Source organism: Roseiarcus sp. (genome assembly GCF_049514155.1).
Taxonomy (GTDB): Bacteria; Pseudomonadota; Alphaproteobacteria; order Rhizobiales; family Beijerinckiaceae; genus Roseiarcus.
Map to the genome: position 1 here is coordinate 1 of NZ_JBEKVH010000089.1, position 15834 is coordinate 15834.

15 protein-coding genes and 1 pseudogene are annotated in these 15834 nt (G+C 63.6%); 7 read left to right on the top strand and 9 right to left on the bottom strand.

The features are described from left to right. From ABSF49_RS13500 to ABSF49_RS13510, 3 genes are all read left to right on the top strand, one after another. Nucleotides 1-1535: HAD-IC family P-type ATPase (locus ABSF49_RS13500; protein ID WP_424113171.1), on the top strand; the 1535-nt coding region annotated here is incomplete at its 5' end. A gap of 44 nt (nucleotides 1536-1579) precedes the next feature. Continuing rightward, the gene (locus ABSF49_RS13505; protein ID WP_424113172.1) at nucleotides 1580-2449 is read left to right on the top strand and encodes an ADP-polyphosphate phosphotransferase; all 870 of its coding nucleotides are present in this window, start codon (nucleotides 1580-1582) and stop codon (nucleotides 2447-2449) included. A 103-nt stretch (nucleotides 2450-2552) separates the two neighbouring features. Next, a complete protein-coding gene (locus ABSF49_RS13510; RefSeq protein ID WP_424113173.1) occupies nucleotides 2553-3299 on the top strand; it encodes an HAD-IIB family hydrolase in 747 nt (248 codons plus the stop codon). Nucleotides 3300-3512: 213 nt separating this feature from the next. Here ABSF49_RS13510 and ABSF49_RS13515 read toward each other — a convergent pair whose 3' ends face one another. The 5 genes from ABSF49_RS13515 to ABSF49_RS13535 all read right to left on the bottom strand — a co-directional run bounded on the left by ABSF49_RS13515 (nucleotide 3513) and on the right by ABSF49_RS13535 (nucleotide 8309). Then, nucleotides 3513-5015 carry a Do family serine endopeptidase gene (locus ABSF49_RS13515; protein ID WP_424113174.1) on the bottom strand — a complete coding sequence of 501 codons (1503 nt, stop codon included), beginning with the start codon at nucleotides 5013-5015 and terminating at the stop codon, nucleotides 3513-3515. Nucleotides 5016-5230: 215 nt separating this feature from the next. Next, the gene (locus ABSF49_RS13520; RefSeq protein WP_424113175.1) at nucleotides 5231-5860 is read right to left on the bottom strand and encodes a tetratricopeptide repeat protein; all 630 of its coding nucleotides are present in this window, start codon (nucleotides 5858-5860) and stop codon (nucleotides 5231-5233) included. An 88-nt stretch (nucleotides 5861-5948) separates the two neighbouring features. Beyond that, nucleotides 5949-6116, bottom strand: coding sequence for a hypothetical protein (locus ABSF49_RS13525; protein ID WP_424113176.1), 168 nt, complete (start codon nucleotides 6114-6116; stop codon nucleotides 5949-5951). Between the two features lie 379 nt (nucleotides 6117-6495). Continuing rightward, the gene (locus ABSF49_RS13530; protein ID WP_424113177.1) at nucleotides 6496-7329 is read right to left on the bottom strand and encodes a slipin family protein; all 834 of its coding nucleotides are present in this window, start codon (nucleotides 7327-7329) and stop codon (nucleotides 6496-6498) included. A 500-nt stretch (nucleotides 7330-7829) separates the two neighbouring features. After that, the gene (locus ABSF49_RS13535) at nucleotides 7830-8309 is read right to left on the bottom strand and encodes a DUF992 domain-containing protein (protein WP_424113178.1); all 480 of its coding nucleotides are present in this window, start codon (nucleotides 8307-8309) and stop codon (nucleotides 7830-7832) included. A gap of 335 nt (nucleotides 8310-8644) precedes the next feature. Here ABSF49_RS13535 and ABSF49_RS13540 point away from each other — a divergent pair, with 335 nt between their 5' ends. Beyond that, complete coding sequence (locus tag ABSF49_RS13540; protein WP_424113179.1) at nucleotides 8645-8863, top strand: hypothetical protein; 219 nt, start codon at nucleotides 8645-8647, stop codon at nucleotides 8861-8863. A 213-nt stretch (nucleotides 8864-9076) separates the two neighbouring features. Here the strand turns inward: ABSF49_RS13540 and ABSF49_RS13545 are convergent, their stop codons facing one another. The 3 genes from ABSF49_RS13545 to ABSF49_RS13555 all read right to left on the bottom strand — a co-directional run bounded on the left by ABSF49_RS13545 (nucleotide 9077) and on the right by ABSF49_RS13555 (nucleotide 13679). Continuing rightward, a complete protein-coding gene (locus tag ABSF49_RS13545; protein WP_424113180.1) occupies nucleotides 9077-9976 on the bottom strand; it encodes a PRC-barrel domain-containing protein in 900 nt (299 codons plus the stop codon). 324 nt (nucleotides 9977-10300) lie between these two features. Further along, on the bottom strand, nucleotides 10301-11623 hold the full coding sequence (locus ABSF49_RS13550; RefSeq protein WP_424113185.1) for a glucoamylase family protein: 1323 nt from the start codon (nucleotides 11621-11623) through the stop codon (nucleotides 10301-10303). A 229-nt stretch (nucleotides 11624-11852) separates the two neighbouring features. Next, on the bottom strand, nucleotides 11853-13679 hold the full coding sequence (locus tag ABSF49_RS13555) for a chloride channel protein (protein WP_424113181.1): 1827 nt from the start codon (nucleotides 13677-13679) through the stop codon (nucleotides 11853-11855). Between the two features lie 280 nt (nucleotides 13680-13959). Between ABSF49_RS13555 and ABSF49_RS13560 the strand changes: the two genes are divergently transcribed. From ABSF49_RS13560 to ABSF49_RS13570, 3 genes are all read left to right on the top strand, one after another. Next, complete coding sequence (locus ABSF49_RS13560) at nucleotides 13960-14430, top strand: MarR family winged helix-turn-helix transcriptional regulator (protein ID WP_424113182.1); 471 nt, start codon at nucleotides 13960-13962, stop codon at nucleotides 14428-14430. After that, nucleotides 14427-14792 carry a SpoIIAA family protein gene (locus ABSF49_RS13565; RefSeq protein WP_424113183.1) on the top strand — a complete coding sequence of 122 codons (366 nt, stop codon included), beginning with the start codon at nucleotides 14427-14429 and terminating at the stop codon, nucleotides 14790-14792. The genes ABSF49_RS13560 and ABSF49_RS13565 overlap by 4 nt, the downstream gene beginning before the upstream one ends. 230 nt (nucleotides 14793-15022) lie before the next feature. Then, nucleotides 15023-15358, top strand: a complete 336-nt coding sequence (locus ABSF49_RS13570) for a DUF4336 domain-containing protein (protein WP_424113184.1) — start codon at nucleotides 15023-15025, stop codon at nucleotides 15356-15358. A 316-nt stretch (nucleotides 15359-15674) separates the two neighbouring features. On the opposite strand, the pseudogene ABSF49_RS13575 reads toward ABSF49_RS13570, so the two are convergent. Further along, nucleotides 15675-15834 (bottom strand): annotated as a pseudogene (locus tag ABSF49_RS13575) (patatin-like phospholipase family protein); the annotation flags it as partial.

A 15834-nucleotide genomic window follows, 5' to 3' on the forward strand; every position in this document is an offset into this window, starting at 1 on the left:
TTGGAGCGCCCTTCTGTCTCGACAGGATTACGCCCGATGATCTCATCCTGGCCGGCGCGCTCGCCTCGCGGCAGGAGAACGACGACACCATCGATCTGGCCGTGCTCGGCGGCCTGAAGGACAAGGATGCGTTGAAGCGCTTCGAGGTCACGCATTTCATGCCGTTCGATCCTGTGCACAAGCGCACCGAGGCGAAGGTGAAGGGCAAGGACGGCAAGACCTTCAAGGTCACCAAGGGGGCGCCGCAGGTTATCCAGGGCCTATCCGCCAATGCCGCCGCCGTGAAGGACGCGGTCGACAAGGCAGTCAACGACTTCGCCGCCCGCGGCTTTCGCGCGCTCGGCGTCGCGCGGGCGGATGGCGACGGCAAATGGCAGTTTCTCGGCGTGCTGCCGCTATTCGATCCTCCCCGTGAAGACGCCAAGGCGACAATCGCGACCGCCGCCGAAATGGGCGTGAAGATCAAGATGGTGACGGGCGATGCGCTGGCGATCGCGCGGGAGATGGCCAAGACGCTCGGCATGGGTTCGAACATTCTCGACGGCGGCGAACTCGGCGATTCCAAGAAGGAGGAAACGGCGGAGGCCGCCAAGGAGATCGAAGAGGCCGACGGCTTCGCCCAGGTCTTCCCCGAGCACAAGTTCCACATCGTCGACGTCATGCAGAAGCACGACCACATCGTCGGCATGACCGGCGACGGCGTCAACGACGCGCCCGCGCTGAAGAAGGCCGATTGCGGCTTCGCGGTCTCCGGCGCGACCGACGCCGCGCGCGCGGCCGCCTCCATCGTGCTGGTGGCGCCGGGGCTCGGCGTGATCATCGACGCGATCAAGGAGAGCCGTGAAATCTTCCAGCGCATGAACAGCTACGCGATGTATCGCATCGCGGAGACATTGCGCGTGTTGCTGTTCATGACGCTGGCGATCGTGGTGTTCGACTTCTTCCCCGTGACCGCGATCATGATCGTGATGCTCGCCCTGCTCAACGACGGCGCGATCCTGTCGATCGCCTATGACAATGTCCGCTATCGGAACCAGCCGGAAGCCTGGGACATGCGGACGGTTCTGACGATCGCAACTGTGCTCGGGGTCGTCGGTCCGATCGCCGCCTTCGGGCTGTTCTACATAGGCGACAAGGTCCTCCACGTCGACCGCCCGCAGCTTCAGACCATGATGTACCTGTTGCTGTCCGTGGCGGGACACCTGACGATCTTCCAGACCCGCACGCGTGGGCCCTGGTGGTCGATCCGGCCAGCCCCGATCCTCTTGGGCGCGGTCGTCGGCACGCAGGCCCTAGCAACGGCGATCTGCCTGTTCGGGTTCCTGGTGACGCCGCTGTGGTGGGGCTGGGCGGCGATGGTCTGGGGCTACGCGCTGGGCTGGTTCCTTGTGACCGATCCGCTCAAGCTGCTCGCCTATCGCGTTCTGGCCGCCACCGCGACGGCCGCGCCAAAGCGAAGCGACGAGCCCAAGACCGCCCCGGCGAAGCCGGACGTCCAGCGCGCGTCGCCCCACACGACTCGCGCCGCCGGATAGACCGTCGAACACAGCCGCGGCCCTGCGCCGCCGAAAGGGTCGCCATGAAGATCGAAGCCAAGGACTTTCGGGTGCGCGAGGGCGACAAGGTCAACCTCGACAAGTGGCCGACGAAGGTCGACCCGGTCTACAAATCGAAGGGGCAATACAAGAGTCTGCTGGAAGAGCACGTCGCAAAGCTCAGCGAGATGCAGCAGCTCCATTACGCCTCCAATCGTCACGCGATATTGCTGATCCTTCAGGCGACCGACGCCGCAGGAAAGGACGGCGCGATCCGTCACGTGATGTCCGGCGTCAATCCTCAGGGATGCCGCGTCTACAGTTTCAAGCAGCCGACGGCAGCGGAGCTGGAGCACGACTTCCTCTGGCGAACGACCGCCGATCTCCCTGAGCGCGGTCGGATCGCGATCTTCAATCGTTCGTACTATGAGGAGGTGCTCGTCGTCCGGGTGCATCGCGACATTCTCGAGAACGAAGCCATTCCGGACGCGCCGCATCACGACAAGAAGGTCTGGCGCGAGCGTTACCGTTCAATCAACGATTTCGAGAGGCATCTGGACGTCAACGGAACACACATAGTCAAAATTTTCCTCCACCTTTCTAAGGATGAACAGCGAAAGCGCCTCCTCGATCGCATCGACGATCCCAAGAAGAACTGGAAGTTCAGCGACGCGGATCTCAAGGAGCGCAAATTCTGGGACGACTACGCCAAGGCTTACGAGGAATGCCTGAGCGCCACGAGCACGAGCGAGGCGCCTTGGTATGTCGTTCCCGCCGATGACAAGGAGAACGCCCGTCTGATCGTCTCGCAGATCCTGCTCGACACGCTGGAGGGGCTCGCGATGAGCTATCCGAAGACAGACGCGAAGCGGGAGATCGAGCTGCAAGCGTTCCGTAAGGCGCTGACCAAATGAGCGGGCTCCGTTCGCCCGGCGGCGCGAGCCGCTCCGATCCGCCATCCAATCCCTCGGCGTCGCGCCGCCCGCTGAAACGCGACTTCGACGTTCAGGCGCCGAAATGAAAAGCCTTGTCGTTTTCGATCTCGACGGCACGCTCGCCCCGAGCAAGTCGTCTCTCGACGCCGAGATGGCGGCGCTGCTGGGCCGGCTGCTCGGCATCGTCAAGGTCGCCGTCATATCGGGCGGCGCCTGGACGCAGTTCGAGAAGCAGGTGCTGGCCTTTCTCCCCCACGACGATCGGCTCAAAGGCCTCTCGATGCTGCCGACCTGCGGCACGAAATTCTATCGTTTCGACGGCGACTGGAAGAAGCTCTATTCCGAGGATTTTAGCGCCGACGACAAGAAGAAGATCATAAGCGCGCTCGATCAGGCGGTCGATCGCTCAGGCTTCAGGGCGGACAAGCATTGGGGCGATCTGATCGAGGATCGCGACAGCCAGATCACGTTCTCGGCGCTCGGGCAGGCGGCGCCATTGGCCGAGAAGGCAAAATGGGATCCCGACTTCGCCAAGCGTCGGAAAATCGAGGCGATTCTCGAGCCCATGATTCCGGGGTTCTCGATACGATTGGGCGGCGCCACGTCGATCGACGTCACGCGGCCCGGCATCGACAAGGCCTACGGGATAAAGAAACTGAAGGAGACGCTGGGCGTGCCGATCGCAGACATGATCTTTGTCGGCGACGCGATCTTTCCCGGCGGCAACGACTATCCTGCCGAGCAGGCGGGCGTCGAGTCTATCCGGGTACGTGACCCGGACGAAACCAAGCGGGTCGTCGAGGCGATTTGCGCGTGCCTGGAGAAGTAGGATGGGCGCCGGCGATGCGCGGCGTTTCCATGCGCCCGCGCGATCTCCGCCCCGGGAGCATAGGTAAGTTTCAGCATCGCTCGTCGGACATTGTGGCCGACGATTTTCCCGGGAACCGGTTCGGCAGGCTGGATTCTCTCCGGCCTGCCGCCCTGCTTGGAGCGACGCACGGACCGATGTTCGGACCTTCGCTAGCGCCGCATTGCTTGCGCGTCAGGCTTTCGGCAATTCGAACGCCACGAAGCGCGAGCCGTCGGCCGTCTTGATCCTCATCAGCACCGCCTTCCTGCCGTCATGACGCGCAGCCGCGATGTCGGCCGTCACCTCGTCAGGTTGGGAGACCGTCTTGCCGGAGACATCGAGAATGACGTCGCCGCTCGAGAGACCCTTGCCCGCCGCCAGTCCGCTAGGATCGACATTGACGATGACCACGCCTTGATCGCCGGCGCCGGCCACCTGCTTGGCCGGGGCCAATTCCACGCCCAGCAAGGGCGCGGCGTTGCTTTGCGAGTCGTCCGCCTTGGCGGTCTGCTCGTTCTTCTGCGAAGCGAGCGTGAGGCTGACCGTCTTCTCAGCGCCATCGCGAAGGTAGAAGATCTCCACCTTGTCGCCGGGCTTTAGCGAGGCGACGTGGCGGGTGAGGTCCGCGGCGTCCGCTATCGCCTGGCCGTTCAATTTGGTGATGACGTCGCCAGACTTCAGGCCAGCCTCGGCGGCGGGCGTTCCGGGCTCGGCCTGGTCGACCAAGGCGCCGCCGGCGGCTTTGAGCCCGAGCCCGTCAGCGATGTCTTGACTGACCGGCTGAATCATGACGCCGAGATATCCCCGCTGCACAACGCCGCCGTGTTCGAGCGAGCCGACCACGCTGTCGACTGTGCTCGCCGGAATGGCGAAGCCGATCCCAACGCTGCCGCCGGAGGGCGAAAAGATCGCGGTGTTCACGCCGACGACTTCGCCTTTCAGGTTGAAGGTCGGTCCGCCCGAGTTGCCTTTGTTGATCGGCGCGTCGATCTGCAGGAAGCTGTCATAGGGTCCTTCGCCGATGTCGCGACCTTCGGCCGAGATGATGCCCGCGGTCACGGTGCCGCCGAGGCCGTAGGGATTGCCGACGGCGACGACCCAGTCACCGACCCTCGGCGCCTCCTTGGCGAATGATACGAACGGGTAATCGCCCTTGTCAGTCACCTTCAGCAACGCCAGATCGGTCTTTGGATCCGTGCCGATCACCTTGGCGTCCAGGGTCTTTCCATCATTCGTGGTCACGGTGACGGTCTTGGCGTTGGCGACGACATGGTTGTTGGTGACGACGTAGCCGTCGGCGGAAATGAAGAACCCGGAGCCGAGACCGATCGCGCGCTGCGGCTCCGTCTGACGCGGCGCCATATCGTTCTGATTGCCGAACCGCCTGAAGAACTGTTGGACTTGCGGCGGCAGATTATCCATCTGGCCGGAAAGATCGTCGGAGTTGGCCGCTGCGTTCTCGATGTTGACTTTGACCGACACGACCGCCGGCTTCACGCGTTCGACGACCGTGGCGAATGACGGCAACGACTGAGGTTGCAGATCCGACGTCACGACGGCGGCGGCGCTCGCCGGCGCCGAAGCGGACATGACCGTTCCGCCGATCGCGCCAGAGGCGATCAGCGCCACGACGGCCGCGGAGGCGAGCATGCGATGGCGATGATGGCTGCGGTCGTTCAAATTGAAGAAAGACATAATGTGCCTCCATGGCGGGAAAGGGAGTTCTCCGCGCTCCATGACGACACCATGCGCTTCGGCGCCTGCGCACCAGGTGGCCGGCGCGTTAAGCTTTCTTCATCGCGCTGGGAAGGAAGCCGCTTTGACCGAAGCTTGCTCATCGCAAAGCTTGGGAGTTCATTGCGAATCGCAATCGAGCGGCGAGCTGCGGTATTTGACGCGCCCCGGGAGCGTCAGGTCTTTTTGGCCGGCGCCGGTTTCTTCTGAAACTCCGCCATGATAACGCTCGCGCGCGCCGCGCCTTTGTCTCGGTCGCTCGGCGACATCGATGCGAACGCGGCCTCGCGCTCGACCTTTGCAAAGCCGAGCCCTTCGATCACCGCCACTTCCGACCAGGCGTAGCTCTCGATCGGATCGGCCGTCGTTCCCAGCCCGAAACGGTACATTTGACCAAGCAGCATCGCGGCGCGTGGATTGCTTTGCCGCGCCGCCTGGCCCAGGAGATCGAAAGCCTTCGCATAGTCGGGCGGCGTGAGGTCGCCATTCAGATAGATTTCTCCGAGCCTCGCCTGCGCGGGAATTGAATTCTGGGCAGCGGCTTTCTCGTAAAGCGAAATCGCCTTCGCAATGTCTTTCGGCACGCCCAAGCCTAGTTCCGACATGTGCGCGAGCCAATATTGAGCCGTCGCATTGTTTTCGGCGGCGAGGCGCTCAAACAAATTCAGCGCGACGGCGTCATTCCCGTTGGCGAAGGCAAGCTTGGCGAATTTGAGCTGTTGCGCACTCGATTCCATGGGTGATGGGACGACGCCGGAAAAGCCGCCGCGCCACCGCACTTCCTGGAATAGCCCGCCGATCGCCAAAGCGACCAGAATCGCGCCGACCGTGGAGAGCGAGAGCTTCGGCCCGGCAGGGGGTTTCCGGCGTGGATCGGCTACAGTCATATCGTCCTCAGTTGGAAAGCCGCCTCGGCGGGAGACGTTCGCCGATCATACTGCCGCCCCCCGGACAGAGCACGTTCATGTCGTTGTCCTTGACGCCCTGACGCGCGGAGAAGACATCACGGATCAGTCCGACGCGATCGATCTGGCGAGGGGAATTACGAGTCGGGATCGTCATCCGTTGGGTTCCCAATGGGCGCCGGAGCCGAGGACCTCATGCCCTGCGCCGCCCAACATCAGGCCGATCTCGGCCTTCAGCGCGAATCCGCGGTGGTCATCAGATGCGATCCCAACGTGCATTGTGGCGTCCCCTGGAATTGCTGTCGCCCCGCGGATGCGGAGTGACGAAACGCCGGCGCCGCGCCCATTCGCCGGCTATTGCCGAGCCTTCCGCCTGCGCGCTCGCGAAGATAGCCGCGAACGCTTCGCTCTTCAGGCTGGCGCCATCCCACTGTCGGGCCGTCGATCTCCGGCGGCGACGATGATCGCGCGCGCATGGGGAACTGTGCGCTTCCCTCGCCAGGTCGTCGCGTACGGCGCCAGTTCGCAACAGGACTTCAATGCTCCCGCGGGCTGTCGATTGTGGGCGAGGCTTTTTCCGATCCGTTGGGTCGCGCCGTCGAACGGTCCGCCTTTTCCAGAAGGTCGAGGAACGGCTTCATGATGTCGATCGGCATCGGGAAAACGACCGTCGAATTTTGCTCTGCGCCAATTTCGGTCAAGGTTTGGAGGTAACGCAACTGCATCGCTGCGGGAATGCTGCCGAGAATCTTGGCGGCGTCGACGAGCGTCTGGGAGGCCTGGAACTCGGCCTCGGCGTGAATGACCTTGGCGCGCCGGTCGCGCTCGGCCTCGGCCTGTTTGGCGATCGCTCGCACCATGTTTTCGGTGAGTTCGACGGTTCTGATCTCGACGTTGCTGACCTTGATCCCCCAAGTTTCCGTCTGTGAGTCGAGAATGCCTTGGACGTCGGCGCTGAGCTTCTTGCGTTCGGACAGCATCTCGTCGAGTTCGTGCTGGCCGAGCACGGCGCGCAAGGTCGTCTGCGCCAACATGTTCGTCGCCGGGAGATAATCCTGCACCTTGATGATCGCCCGTTCGGGATTGACGACATTGAAATAGAGGACAGCGTCGACCTTCATCGAGACGTTGTCGCGTGAGATCACATCCTGGCTGGGTATCTCGATGACCTGAATGCGCAGATCCACCCGCACCATTTCCTGTATGAACGGAATCAAGAGCACGAGGCCTGGGCCCTTGACCCTTTGAAATCGTCCGAGCGTGAACACCACGGCTCGCTCGTATTCGCGCAGGATGCGCACCGAGGCGGCCAGGCACACGACGACGACGAAAGCAACGACGGGAATGAGATAGGCGGAATAAGTCAACATTGGTCTGGCGCCTTTCATAGGTCTTGCCGGGTCGAGCGTCGACGCGCCGGCGGAATTGATGCGGCGCGCAAGCGGCACGCTCGCTTGCTTCGCGCAGAGGAGAAAATAGGCCATGACGAAACGCCAGGGCAGCCTCGGAATCTACCCACAGCGCCGAGCGACTTAGGCGACCGAACGGCCCCCGGCCTGACGCGCCCGCTGGACGCCTCGGCTCTCTTACATCGAACCAACTGCGACAGGGTCGCCTAGCGGCGGCGCCGGCCAACAAGACGACCAGAATCGTCTGGGCGCGTCTGACGAAGAGCGGCGTTCGCGGTCGGCGCTCCCATCGGCGCCCCAGGGGCCCCCACGGCCTCACAAGGCAAGCCGCAACGCGTCTTCGTCCCGAAGGCTCAACTTTCGGTCGACTATAAACCATCTCTGTTCCAGCGCCGGACAGGGACCCGTCGGGTCGCCGTCCGGCGCTGGAACAAGCCGTCGCCAACTCTGGCGATCTTCGTTCAGCGACCGGGGCGAAGCGTCAAGGACTCGACACCTGCCGCAAGAGCGAGACCCGTCTGCCCTTGGACCGATAGAGGCTGCAGGGTAAACGCGCGGTCGGAGCCGCCAACCAGAACATTGGCGCCGACTCCTACGCCGACCGTCGCCGACGCATCGACGCCGCCATACTCGCCCGCGAGCGCGTGACGCCGCGGTCCCTCGACGGGAGCAAAAACGTCCCAGGCGAGAACGCCCCCGTCGGTTGCGCCGAGATCGAGGCCGAACTTATGGATCCTGCCGTAGTAATGTTCCCGCCAACCATGCATGGACGTGAAGGCGCAACTCAGTTCCTTGCTCGACGTGATGATGAGGCCGAGGCCGGCGGAGACCTCACAACGCAAGGCGCCGACTTTGACATGTTGGTCGGCCGAGGCAGGCAGCGCCATTGCGAAAACGAATGTCGCGGCGGCGGCGGCGGCGACGAGATTGTTGAAATTCATCGATTCGTCCAATCTGTTTGCCCAGAAATCCGACGCGACGCCAGCGCGCTGCGCAAACGTCCATCTTCGCCGAGAGTCGGGTCCTTCTCGCTGAGAGCCATCGGCCTTCAACACACGGTTCGATACCTTGCAGCCGAACGCCGATGAAGAGTCGGAATCTACTCACGCTCGACGATTCGCCGAGTTTGTCTCAAGCTCGGCTCGCTCCGGGCCAAGAACGCATCTATGTTGCATTCGCCGAGCAGACTTCGATTTCGGATTCGGGTTACCGTCAACGCGGTGACTCTCGAGCCGTCGGCGCGCGAACGACGGCGACAGGGAGGGAATGGATTCAAGTGACGAGAAATGGCCCCCATCACCACGCCAAGCTGAACGCCCGAAGGCGCGACTGGCGGCACGTCCATCACTCGCCGTGGTTCTGGGTCGGCGTTGCGATGTTTCTTGCCGCGATCTTGACCTATGTGTTTTCGGAAGATCTCTCCTTGCGGCCGCGCCTGCACCGATCCGCTCAGGGCGTCGAAGGCAAGTCCGTGGTCGGTCTTTCGAGCCCTTAGCGAGGGCGCCAGTCAACCTTGGGGCTATTGCGCCCGAGCGAGCGGATGTCTTCGAGTGAATGAGCGTCGCGGCGGACTATCCAGTCTCTGGTGACGAAGCCGGCCGCGGGCGCATTGGCGGACCGCGGCGCGATGGTCATCTCGCAATCGCCGGCTCTACGCCCAGACACGACACCGCGAGGCGACGGCCCCCAACATAGTAAGACTTAGGGTCTAAGGGCCTACCTTGGCCGGCTGGTTCGCCTTCCAGTAGGCGTCCGCTTTCTGGCTATCGCTGTTGGCGTCTGCGCCAACCGTGAAGGAGTTTCTGCTCACGTGCGGCGCCGCGTCGAGCACGCTCTTGGTCGTGTCCAGCACCAGCAGACTCGCGTTCGGCGCGGCCTTGAAATCGTCCCACGGGATCGGAATGCGGGTTTCATCGAAGCCGAAGAATCCGCCTCGCGCGATCACCAGATAGCCGAGCTTTCCCGTCCCAGGATTCACCGCGAGGTCATCAACGCTGCCGAGCGCCACGCCGTCCGGGTTTCGCACTTCGACGCCGAGCAGTTCGTCGGAGCGGAAGGTTACGTTCGATCCTATGACCGGAACGGCGGCGGCGATCTGTCGCTCGCGCCATTGGGGCAGGTCGACCTGCGTGGCGCCCTCACGTTGCAAATTCGACAAATAGCTCTCGTAAACTCCTCGCGTCTCGGTGAGCACGTCCTCGCACGGCTGTTGCCGCCCGTGCCGCGCCAGGATGTTCGCAGAGGCCATGAGGACTCGCACCTCGTAGCCGGGCCGCTCGTTGTAGTCGCCAGGCCCCATGTAAGCCCCTCGCGCCTGAACGGCGGGTCCGCTCGTCATTCCGCCGTACATACCGAAGCCGGCCGCGTCCACGGGGTAGCCGAGACTGTAGCCCTCACCGGCGACCCAATAACCGTCCTTCTCCATCCGATGACTGAAATCTTTCAGGTCGCTCCGACACGCGTCCGCGGACTTGGCCGGAGCTGTGTCGCTCCCTGTCGCGGGCGGGGGCGTCGCGTTCGCGTTGGCAGTCGGGGCGGCCACAAGCGGACCCGTCAGCGCAATATAGAGGCACGTGGCGACGGGGCCGAAGCGGATACTGCGAGGCATCTTGATGTTCCTCAATGTCGACCGCGCCGAACGTCGACAGGACGGTCGGCGCGTCACCGAGGCTCCTCTGCTATATCGAGTCCAGAATTGCGCCAGCGTCGGAAAATACTCAGCGATCCAGCGGCTCGATGCTCTTACCCGCAAGCGCGCCGCGAAATGGATCGGACAGAGGCGCGTTACCGTTCAAGCGCTTTGCCCACTCGCTCCTTCTCCCAAATCCGACAATGGATTTCAGGGTTTATATCGGCGTAGGGTCCGGAAGCCGATCGGCGCAGCAAGCATCTGACGAAATTGGGCGGAGAGAGGTCAGCATGTGGCGCCGCTTCATACCGGACGCCCCGTCTTCCGCGCGCCAAGCCAGCCGCCGGTAAATCCGGCTCTGTCGAGCCCGACCACGAGATGGGGACATCGCCGCATTAGACTCCAGATGAGGCCAGTGCGGAAATTTTCGATCATCAAGACGATGGGTCCCTGGTTGATGCCGAAGTGGAACGGCGAGACCCATAATTGGGGCGGATGGGATCTCTCGCCGATCGTGGCGTTGAAAGTGGCCTTGAACCCATAGGGATTACCTTCCCGCAACTTCAGCGCCTCGAAATATCGTAGAGCCGGCGCGACGATCTCGGGCGCGAACGGCAAGGAGGCGGCGACCGCCCACGGCGCGAGGCTGCCGTCGTCGGGTCCGACAGGCGCGCCTCGGGCTCTGTAGCCAAAGAAACGTCGCCTCTCTCCCTTGATGCGATAGGTCGCTGGGCCCGGACCGTCGCTCGCCGTGAACCCCCAGGCGTTTTCGCCATAGCCGGAGAAACGGTCGGGATTGGCGATCGCATGCTGCCGATGAACGTGGGTCGCGCGACGGCTGTTGTCGAAATAGTCGCTGCGCTTGCCGCGCATATATTCGTCCTGAATTCCACGAAAATCGACCCAGACATGAGGGAACTGATGTGTGAAGAGCGGTCCCGCATACAGAAATTCCTGGTCGTAGACCTTTCGCGATTGGTAGGTGGCGGTCCACTGCGGATAGCTTTCGACCGGCAGCGGATGCGTCGGCGAGCCCAGGCCCAGCAGGTAGATCAACAGCCCCTCGTTGTAGCCTTGCCATCGATAGCGCAGGAAGCCGCTGCGGGACTTCCAACCAAGGGTCACCGTCGGGGCGCCGTTCTGCGCCCAGTTCCAATCGGCGCGGCGGTAGAGCGTGTCGGCAAGTTCGCGGATCTCGCAATCGTCGGCGCCGTCGCCCGAGAAATACTGCGCCGCGGTCAGCATGCCCGCCAGGAGAAGCGCGGTGTCGATCGTCGAAAGCTCGCAATTCCAGGCGCGCTTGCCGTCGTTCATGTCGAGGAAATGGTAGTAGAAGCCCTTGTACCCCGTCGCGTCCGCGTCCCTGCTCTGTACGCTGCCATGAAAGAATCGCAGGGTCGCGAGCGTTCGATGGACGGCGTTGGCCCTGGTCATGAAGCCGCGCTCTACGGCAACGGGATAGGACGAGAGGGCGAAGCCGACGGCGGCGATGCTGGCGGGCCAGCCCGCTTGAGTTTTGTCGGCGATCAAACCGTTGAGCGGGTTCGCCTCGTAGACGAAATAGTCGAACGCCTCACGTTGCAAGGCGTCCATAAACTCCGGACTTATCAGCTCCGCGCCGGTCATGGCGGAGAATGGGTCGTGGATCGCTGCAAGCCGATCTCGCAGACAGGCGATGGCTTCGAACTGCGCCCGTCGAAGCTTGCATCCGCTGACGATTGAGAGCCAAGCCCCACGCGAACCTGCCGTTGATCGCCGCCCAGGACGCGGAATTGCCGCATCGTTCTTACCACGCACCACCTTCCAAAGCGGTGATCAAATCCAGTGACACTCAAGAAGTCGCCTCTCTTCATCATCAATTCGGATAGATCTTCATGCCGCTCGCCACCGAGTCGGCGACGTGCTCCTTGGTGATGACGCCCACGACGTCGTCGCCGTGTGGAACGCCGCGGCCCTTGACTACGATCGCCATGAAGGCGCGTTTGCGCCACATCCTTGCGATGACATCGAAGGCGATCGCGTCGTCGCGAACGACGGTGTAGTCGCGCGTGGCTACGTCCCCCAGGGTTACCGGCGTGTGCGCGCCTTCGAGGCCGCGCCATAGACCGGTGTTGACGCGGATGACCCCGTAGAGGCGTCCCTGCTGGGTCACCACGATATGCTGAAGGCGGCCTTGTGCCTCGTGCTCGCGAAGCAGCGAATCGAAGGTCGTCTCGGCGGGCAGGACCAGCACGTTGGGGTCCATCACCTCGCGCGCGTGGCGCACCAGAAACATGTTGGCGTGCAGCGCCTTGGGCAGAGCGCGGCCGCGTCGGACGAGTTTGAGCGTGTAAATGCTCTCGGCTGACAGCAGCCGGCGGACGCCGACGCTGGCGGCGACCGCAAGGATTAGCGGCATGACGATGTCGTAGTCGCGCGTCATCTCGAAGATCATGGTGACGGCGGTCATCACGGCGCCGGTGCCGCCGCCGACCATCGCGCCCATGCCGACCATGGCGAAGGCAGGGACGCTCAGAGGCATGTGCAGGCCCGCGTCCGCCAGCAGCGAGGCGAAGCCGCCGCCCAGCGTCGCTCCCATGAACAGCGACGGCGAGAAGATTCCTCCCGACGAGCCGGAGCCGAGGCTGATCGAAGTCGCCAGCATCTTGCAGACGAACAGCAGGCCGAGCAGCCAGGTCGTCGTCGGGTCGGTGATGAGAATACTCTCGATCGTGCTGTAGCCGACGCCGTCGACGTAATATTGGCCGAATGCTCGGAACAGCGCGTACATCATCGCGCCTACCATCAGCATGCCCAGCATGTGCCGCGCGTATCGCCACGGGATGCGGTCGAAAGCGTCCTCGACGATATGGATGCCGCGGACGAAACCGGCGGCGGCGACGCCGACCAGCGCGCCCAAGAGCGTGTACAGGAGAAGCAGCGACACAGTGTTGGCGTGCGGCGTCATCGCCACAATCGACGGCACCTGGAAGGCGGGCTGATCGCCAAAGATCCAACGGCCGACGAATGTGGCCGCGCCGGTCGCGATCGCGACGGGCAGAAAGGTGTCGACGCTGACTTCGGGCAGCATCAGTTCGATCGCAAACATCACGCCGCCGATCGGCGTGTTGAAAGTTGCGGCGATGCCCGCGCCGGCGCCGGCGGCGACGAGCGTGATGCGCTGGCCCGCGGGCATAGTTATGATTTGGCCGAGCGTCGAGCCGATCGCCGAGCCGATCTGAATGATCGGACCTTCGCGGCCCACCGACGATCCGCTGCCGATCGCAAACGCCGAGGCCAGCGACTTCACCAGGGCGACGATCGGGCGGATCATGCCCTCTTTGTAGTAGATGGCGTCCATCACTTCCGGAACGCCGTGCCCCTTCGCCTCGGGAGCAAAGTTGCTGACCAGGAAGGTGACGATGACGCCGCCGACGACCGGCGCCAGGATGACGAGCGCGCCCCATCGGCTCGGCGCCGTGAATTCGTTGGCGTCATAGGAAAAGGAGAATTGGCCGGCGAAAAAAAGGTTGTGCAGCAGGCCGATCAGCTCGCGAAACAGCACTGCGCCGATTCCTGTCACGATTCCCAGCAAAAGGCCGAGCAGGGTCAGACGGAGCAGACTGAGCGTGCGGGTTTCGTCTTCTATGATCGCGCTGGAGGCGGTCGGCGAGACGGGGAGATCGGCAACGTCGGGCTTCATAATGGCTTTCGGCTCGATTGCTTCCGGCCTATCGCGCCGTCGCCGGACGCGACCGATTTTCGGTCGATCGGTCGCGCGTGATGCGTGGCCTCTTGATTCCAAGGGCTGGCGGAATATGTCACGTCATGACATAACCACGAGCGTTTGAAAAGCGTGGTTCGATGGGCTTCGTCCGCATGGCCGCCGGCCTCAGCGCCGATCCGATCGCCCGGGATTTTGCGAAGAGGGCGGCGAAACCGTGCCGGGCGCTTGCAACCCCGAACGTCGACACAGCGCCGAGATGAACGAAATGACGACAGTCGATCCGAGCGTTTATGAAGGTCTGGCGGCGTTCCGGCTGGCGCTGCGCCGGTTTCTGACGTTCAGCGAGGCGGCGACTGGCGCGGCGGGCGTGACGGCGCAGCAGTATCAGGCCTTGCTGGCCATCAAGACTCATTCGACCGGCGCGATCATGATCCGCGAATTTGCCGATCAGATGCTGCTCCAGCACAACGGCGCGGTGCAAATGGTCGACCGCCTGGTCGCCGGCGGGCTCGTTCAACGAAACCATTCGCCGACCGACGGTCGCAGCGTGCTCGTTTCCATTTCCGCAAAAGGGGCGGCCTTGCTGGAGCGCCTGGCTGCACTGCACGTAGAGGAATTGCTGAAGCAGGAGCCTCTGCTGGTCGAATCGCTCCGGCGGCTCAGACAAATCGGCCGGGCGCATAACGCCGCCGAATGGACGGCGCCGAAACAACGGAGCACGCGATGATCGAGATCCTGCCGCAGAGCCACGACGCTACGGTTGGCGTCCGCGCGAGCGGCCTTTTGACCGACGCCGACTACAAGCAAACTCTGATACCGCTGCTGGAGAAGACAATCGCCGAGCACGGCCGCGCGCGCCTGCTGGTTGAAATCGCGGACACGTTCGGGGGATGGGAGATGGCTGCGGCGTGGGACGACGTTGCCTTCGGCTTCACCCATCGCGCCGACTTCGGCAAGATCGCGATGGTCGGAGGGCCGCAGTGGATCGCTTGGTCCGCCAAGCTGTTCGCGCCATTCATCGCCGGAGAGATGAGGACTTTTCCTGCCGGTCAGTCGCTGCGGGCTTGGGACTGGATCGACACGGCGTGATCGTGGTTGGCGACGCGGCGCCGCGATCAGGCAATGGCGCGGCGTCCTCGCGCGAGCGCCCCACACGGGGGGCGGGCGAATGTCCGCCGCGGCGTCCCTTGCCGATGCGGAACGGCCAAGTGTCCGCGGCGCCGTCATGACCCGAATGGATTACACAACCCTGGAGGCCGGCGATGGAACCGATGTTGCGCGAATTCGGACCCGGAATCTGGACGACTGAAGGTCCGGTCGTGTCATTCTTTGGATTTCCCTATCCGACCCGCATGGCCGCAATCAAGTTGTCTAGCGGTGGACTGTTCGTCTGGTCGCCCGTCGCGCTTTCTCCGGCGCTCAAACGCGAGATCGACGCACTGGGACCGGTTTGCTGCGTCGTTTCGCCCAATCTGCTGCACCATCGTTTTCTCGGCGAGTGGAAGGCCGCGTGTCCCGATGCGCGCCTCTTCGCTTCTCCGGGCCTGCGACGGCGGCGAAAGGACCTTGCCTTCGACGCCGACTTGGGCGACGCGCCCGATCCGCTCTGGGCGGCGGACATCGATCAGGTTCTCGTGCGCGCAGTTTCGCGATGACGGAGGCGGTCTTTTTCCATCGCGCCAGCGGCGCCGCCATCTTCGCCGACTTGATCCAAAACTTCCCTCAAGGCTGGTTCAATGGCTGGCGCGCGCTTCTCGCTCGCTTCGCCGGCATCGTCGCACCCCATCCGGGCGCGCCGCGAGATTGGCGCGCCAGCTTCACCAATCGCAGAGCGGCGCGCGCTGCGCTGGAGCGCATACTGGCCTGGCCGATCGAGCGTGTGTTGATGGCGCATAGCGAACCCGTTTACGCCAATGGCGCGGCGTTCGTTCGCGACGCCTTCGGCTGGCTGTTGGGTCGACGGCGATTTCACGCTCCGGTCGACACGCCCGAGACGATGGTGAATTCTGGCCGCGTTCCGGCGGCGCTCCAGCCGTTGAGAACGCCGGCGCCGAAGGCGCCGCCGCCGCCGCCGCCCGAGAGGGCGAGATAGACGAACGGTCGCCCGTTCTGCACGACGGCGGGTCGCACG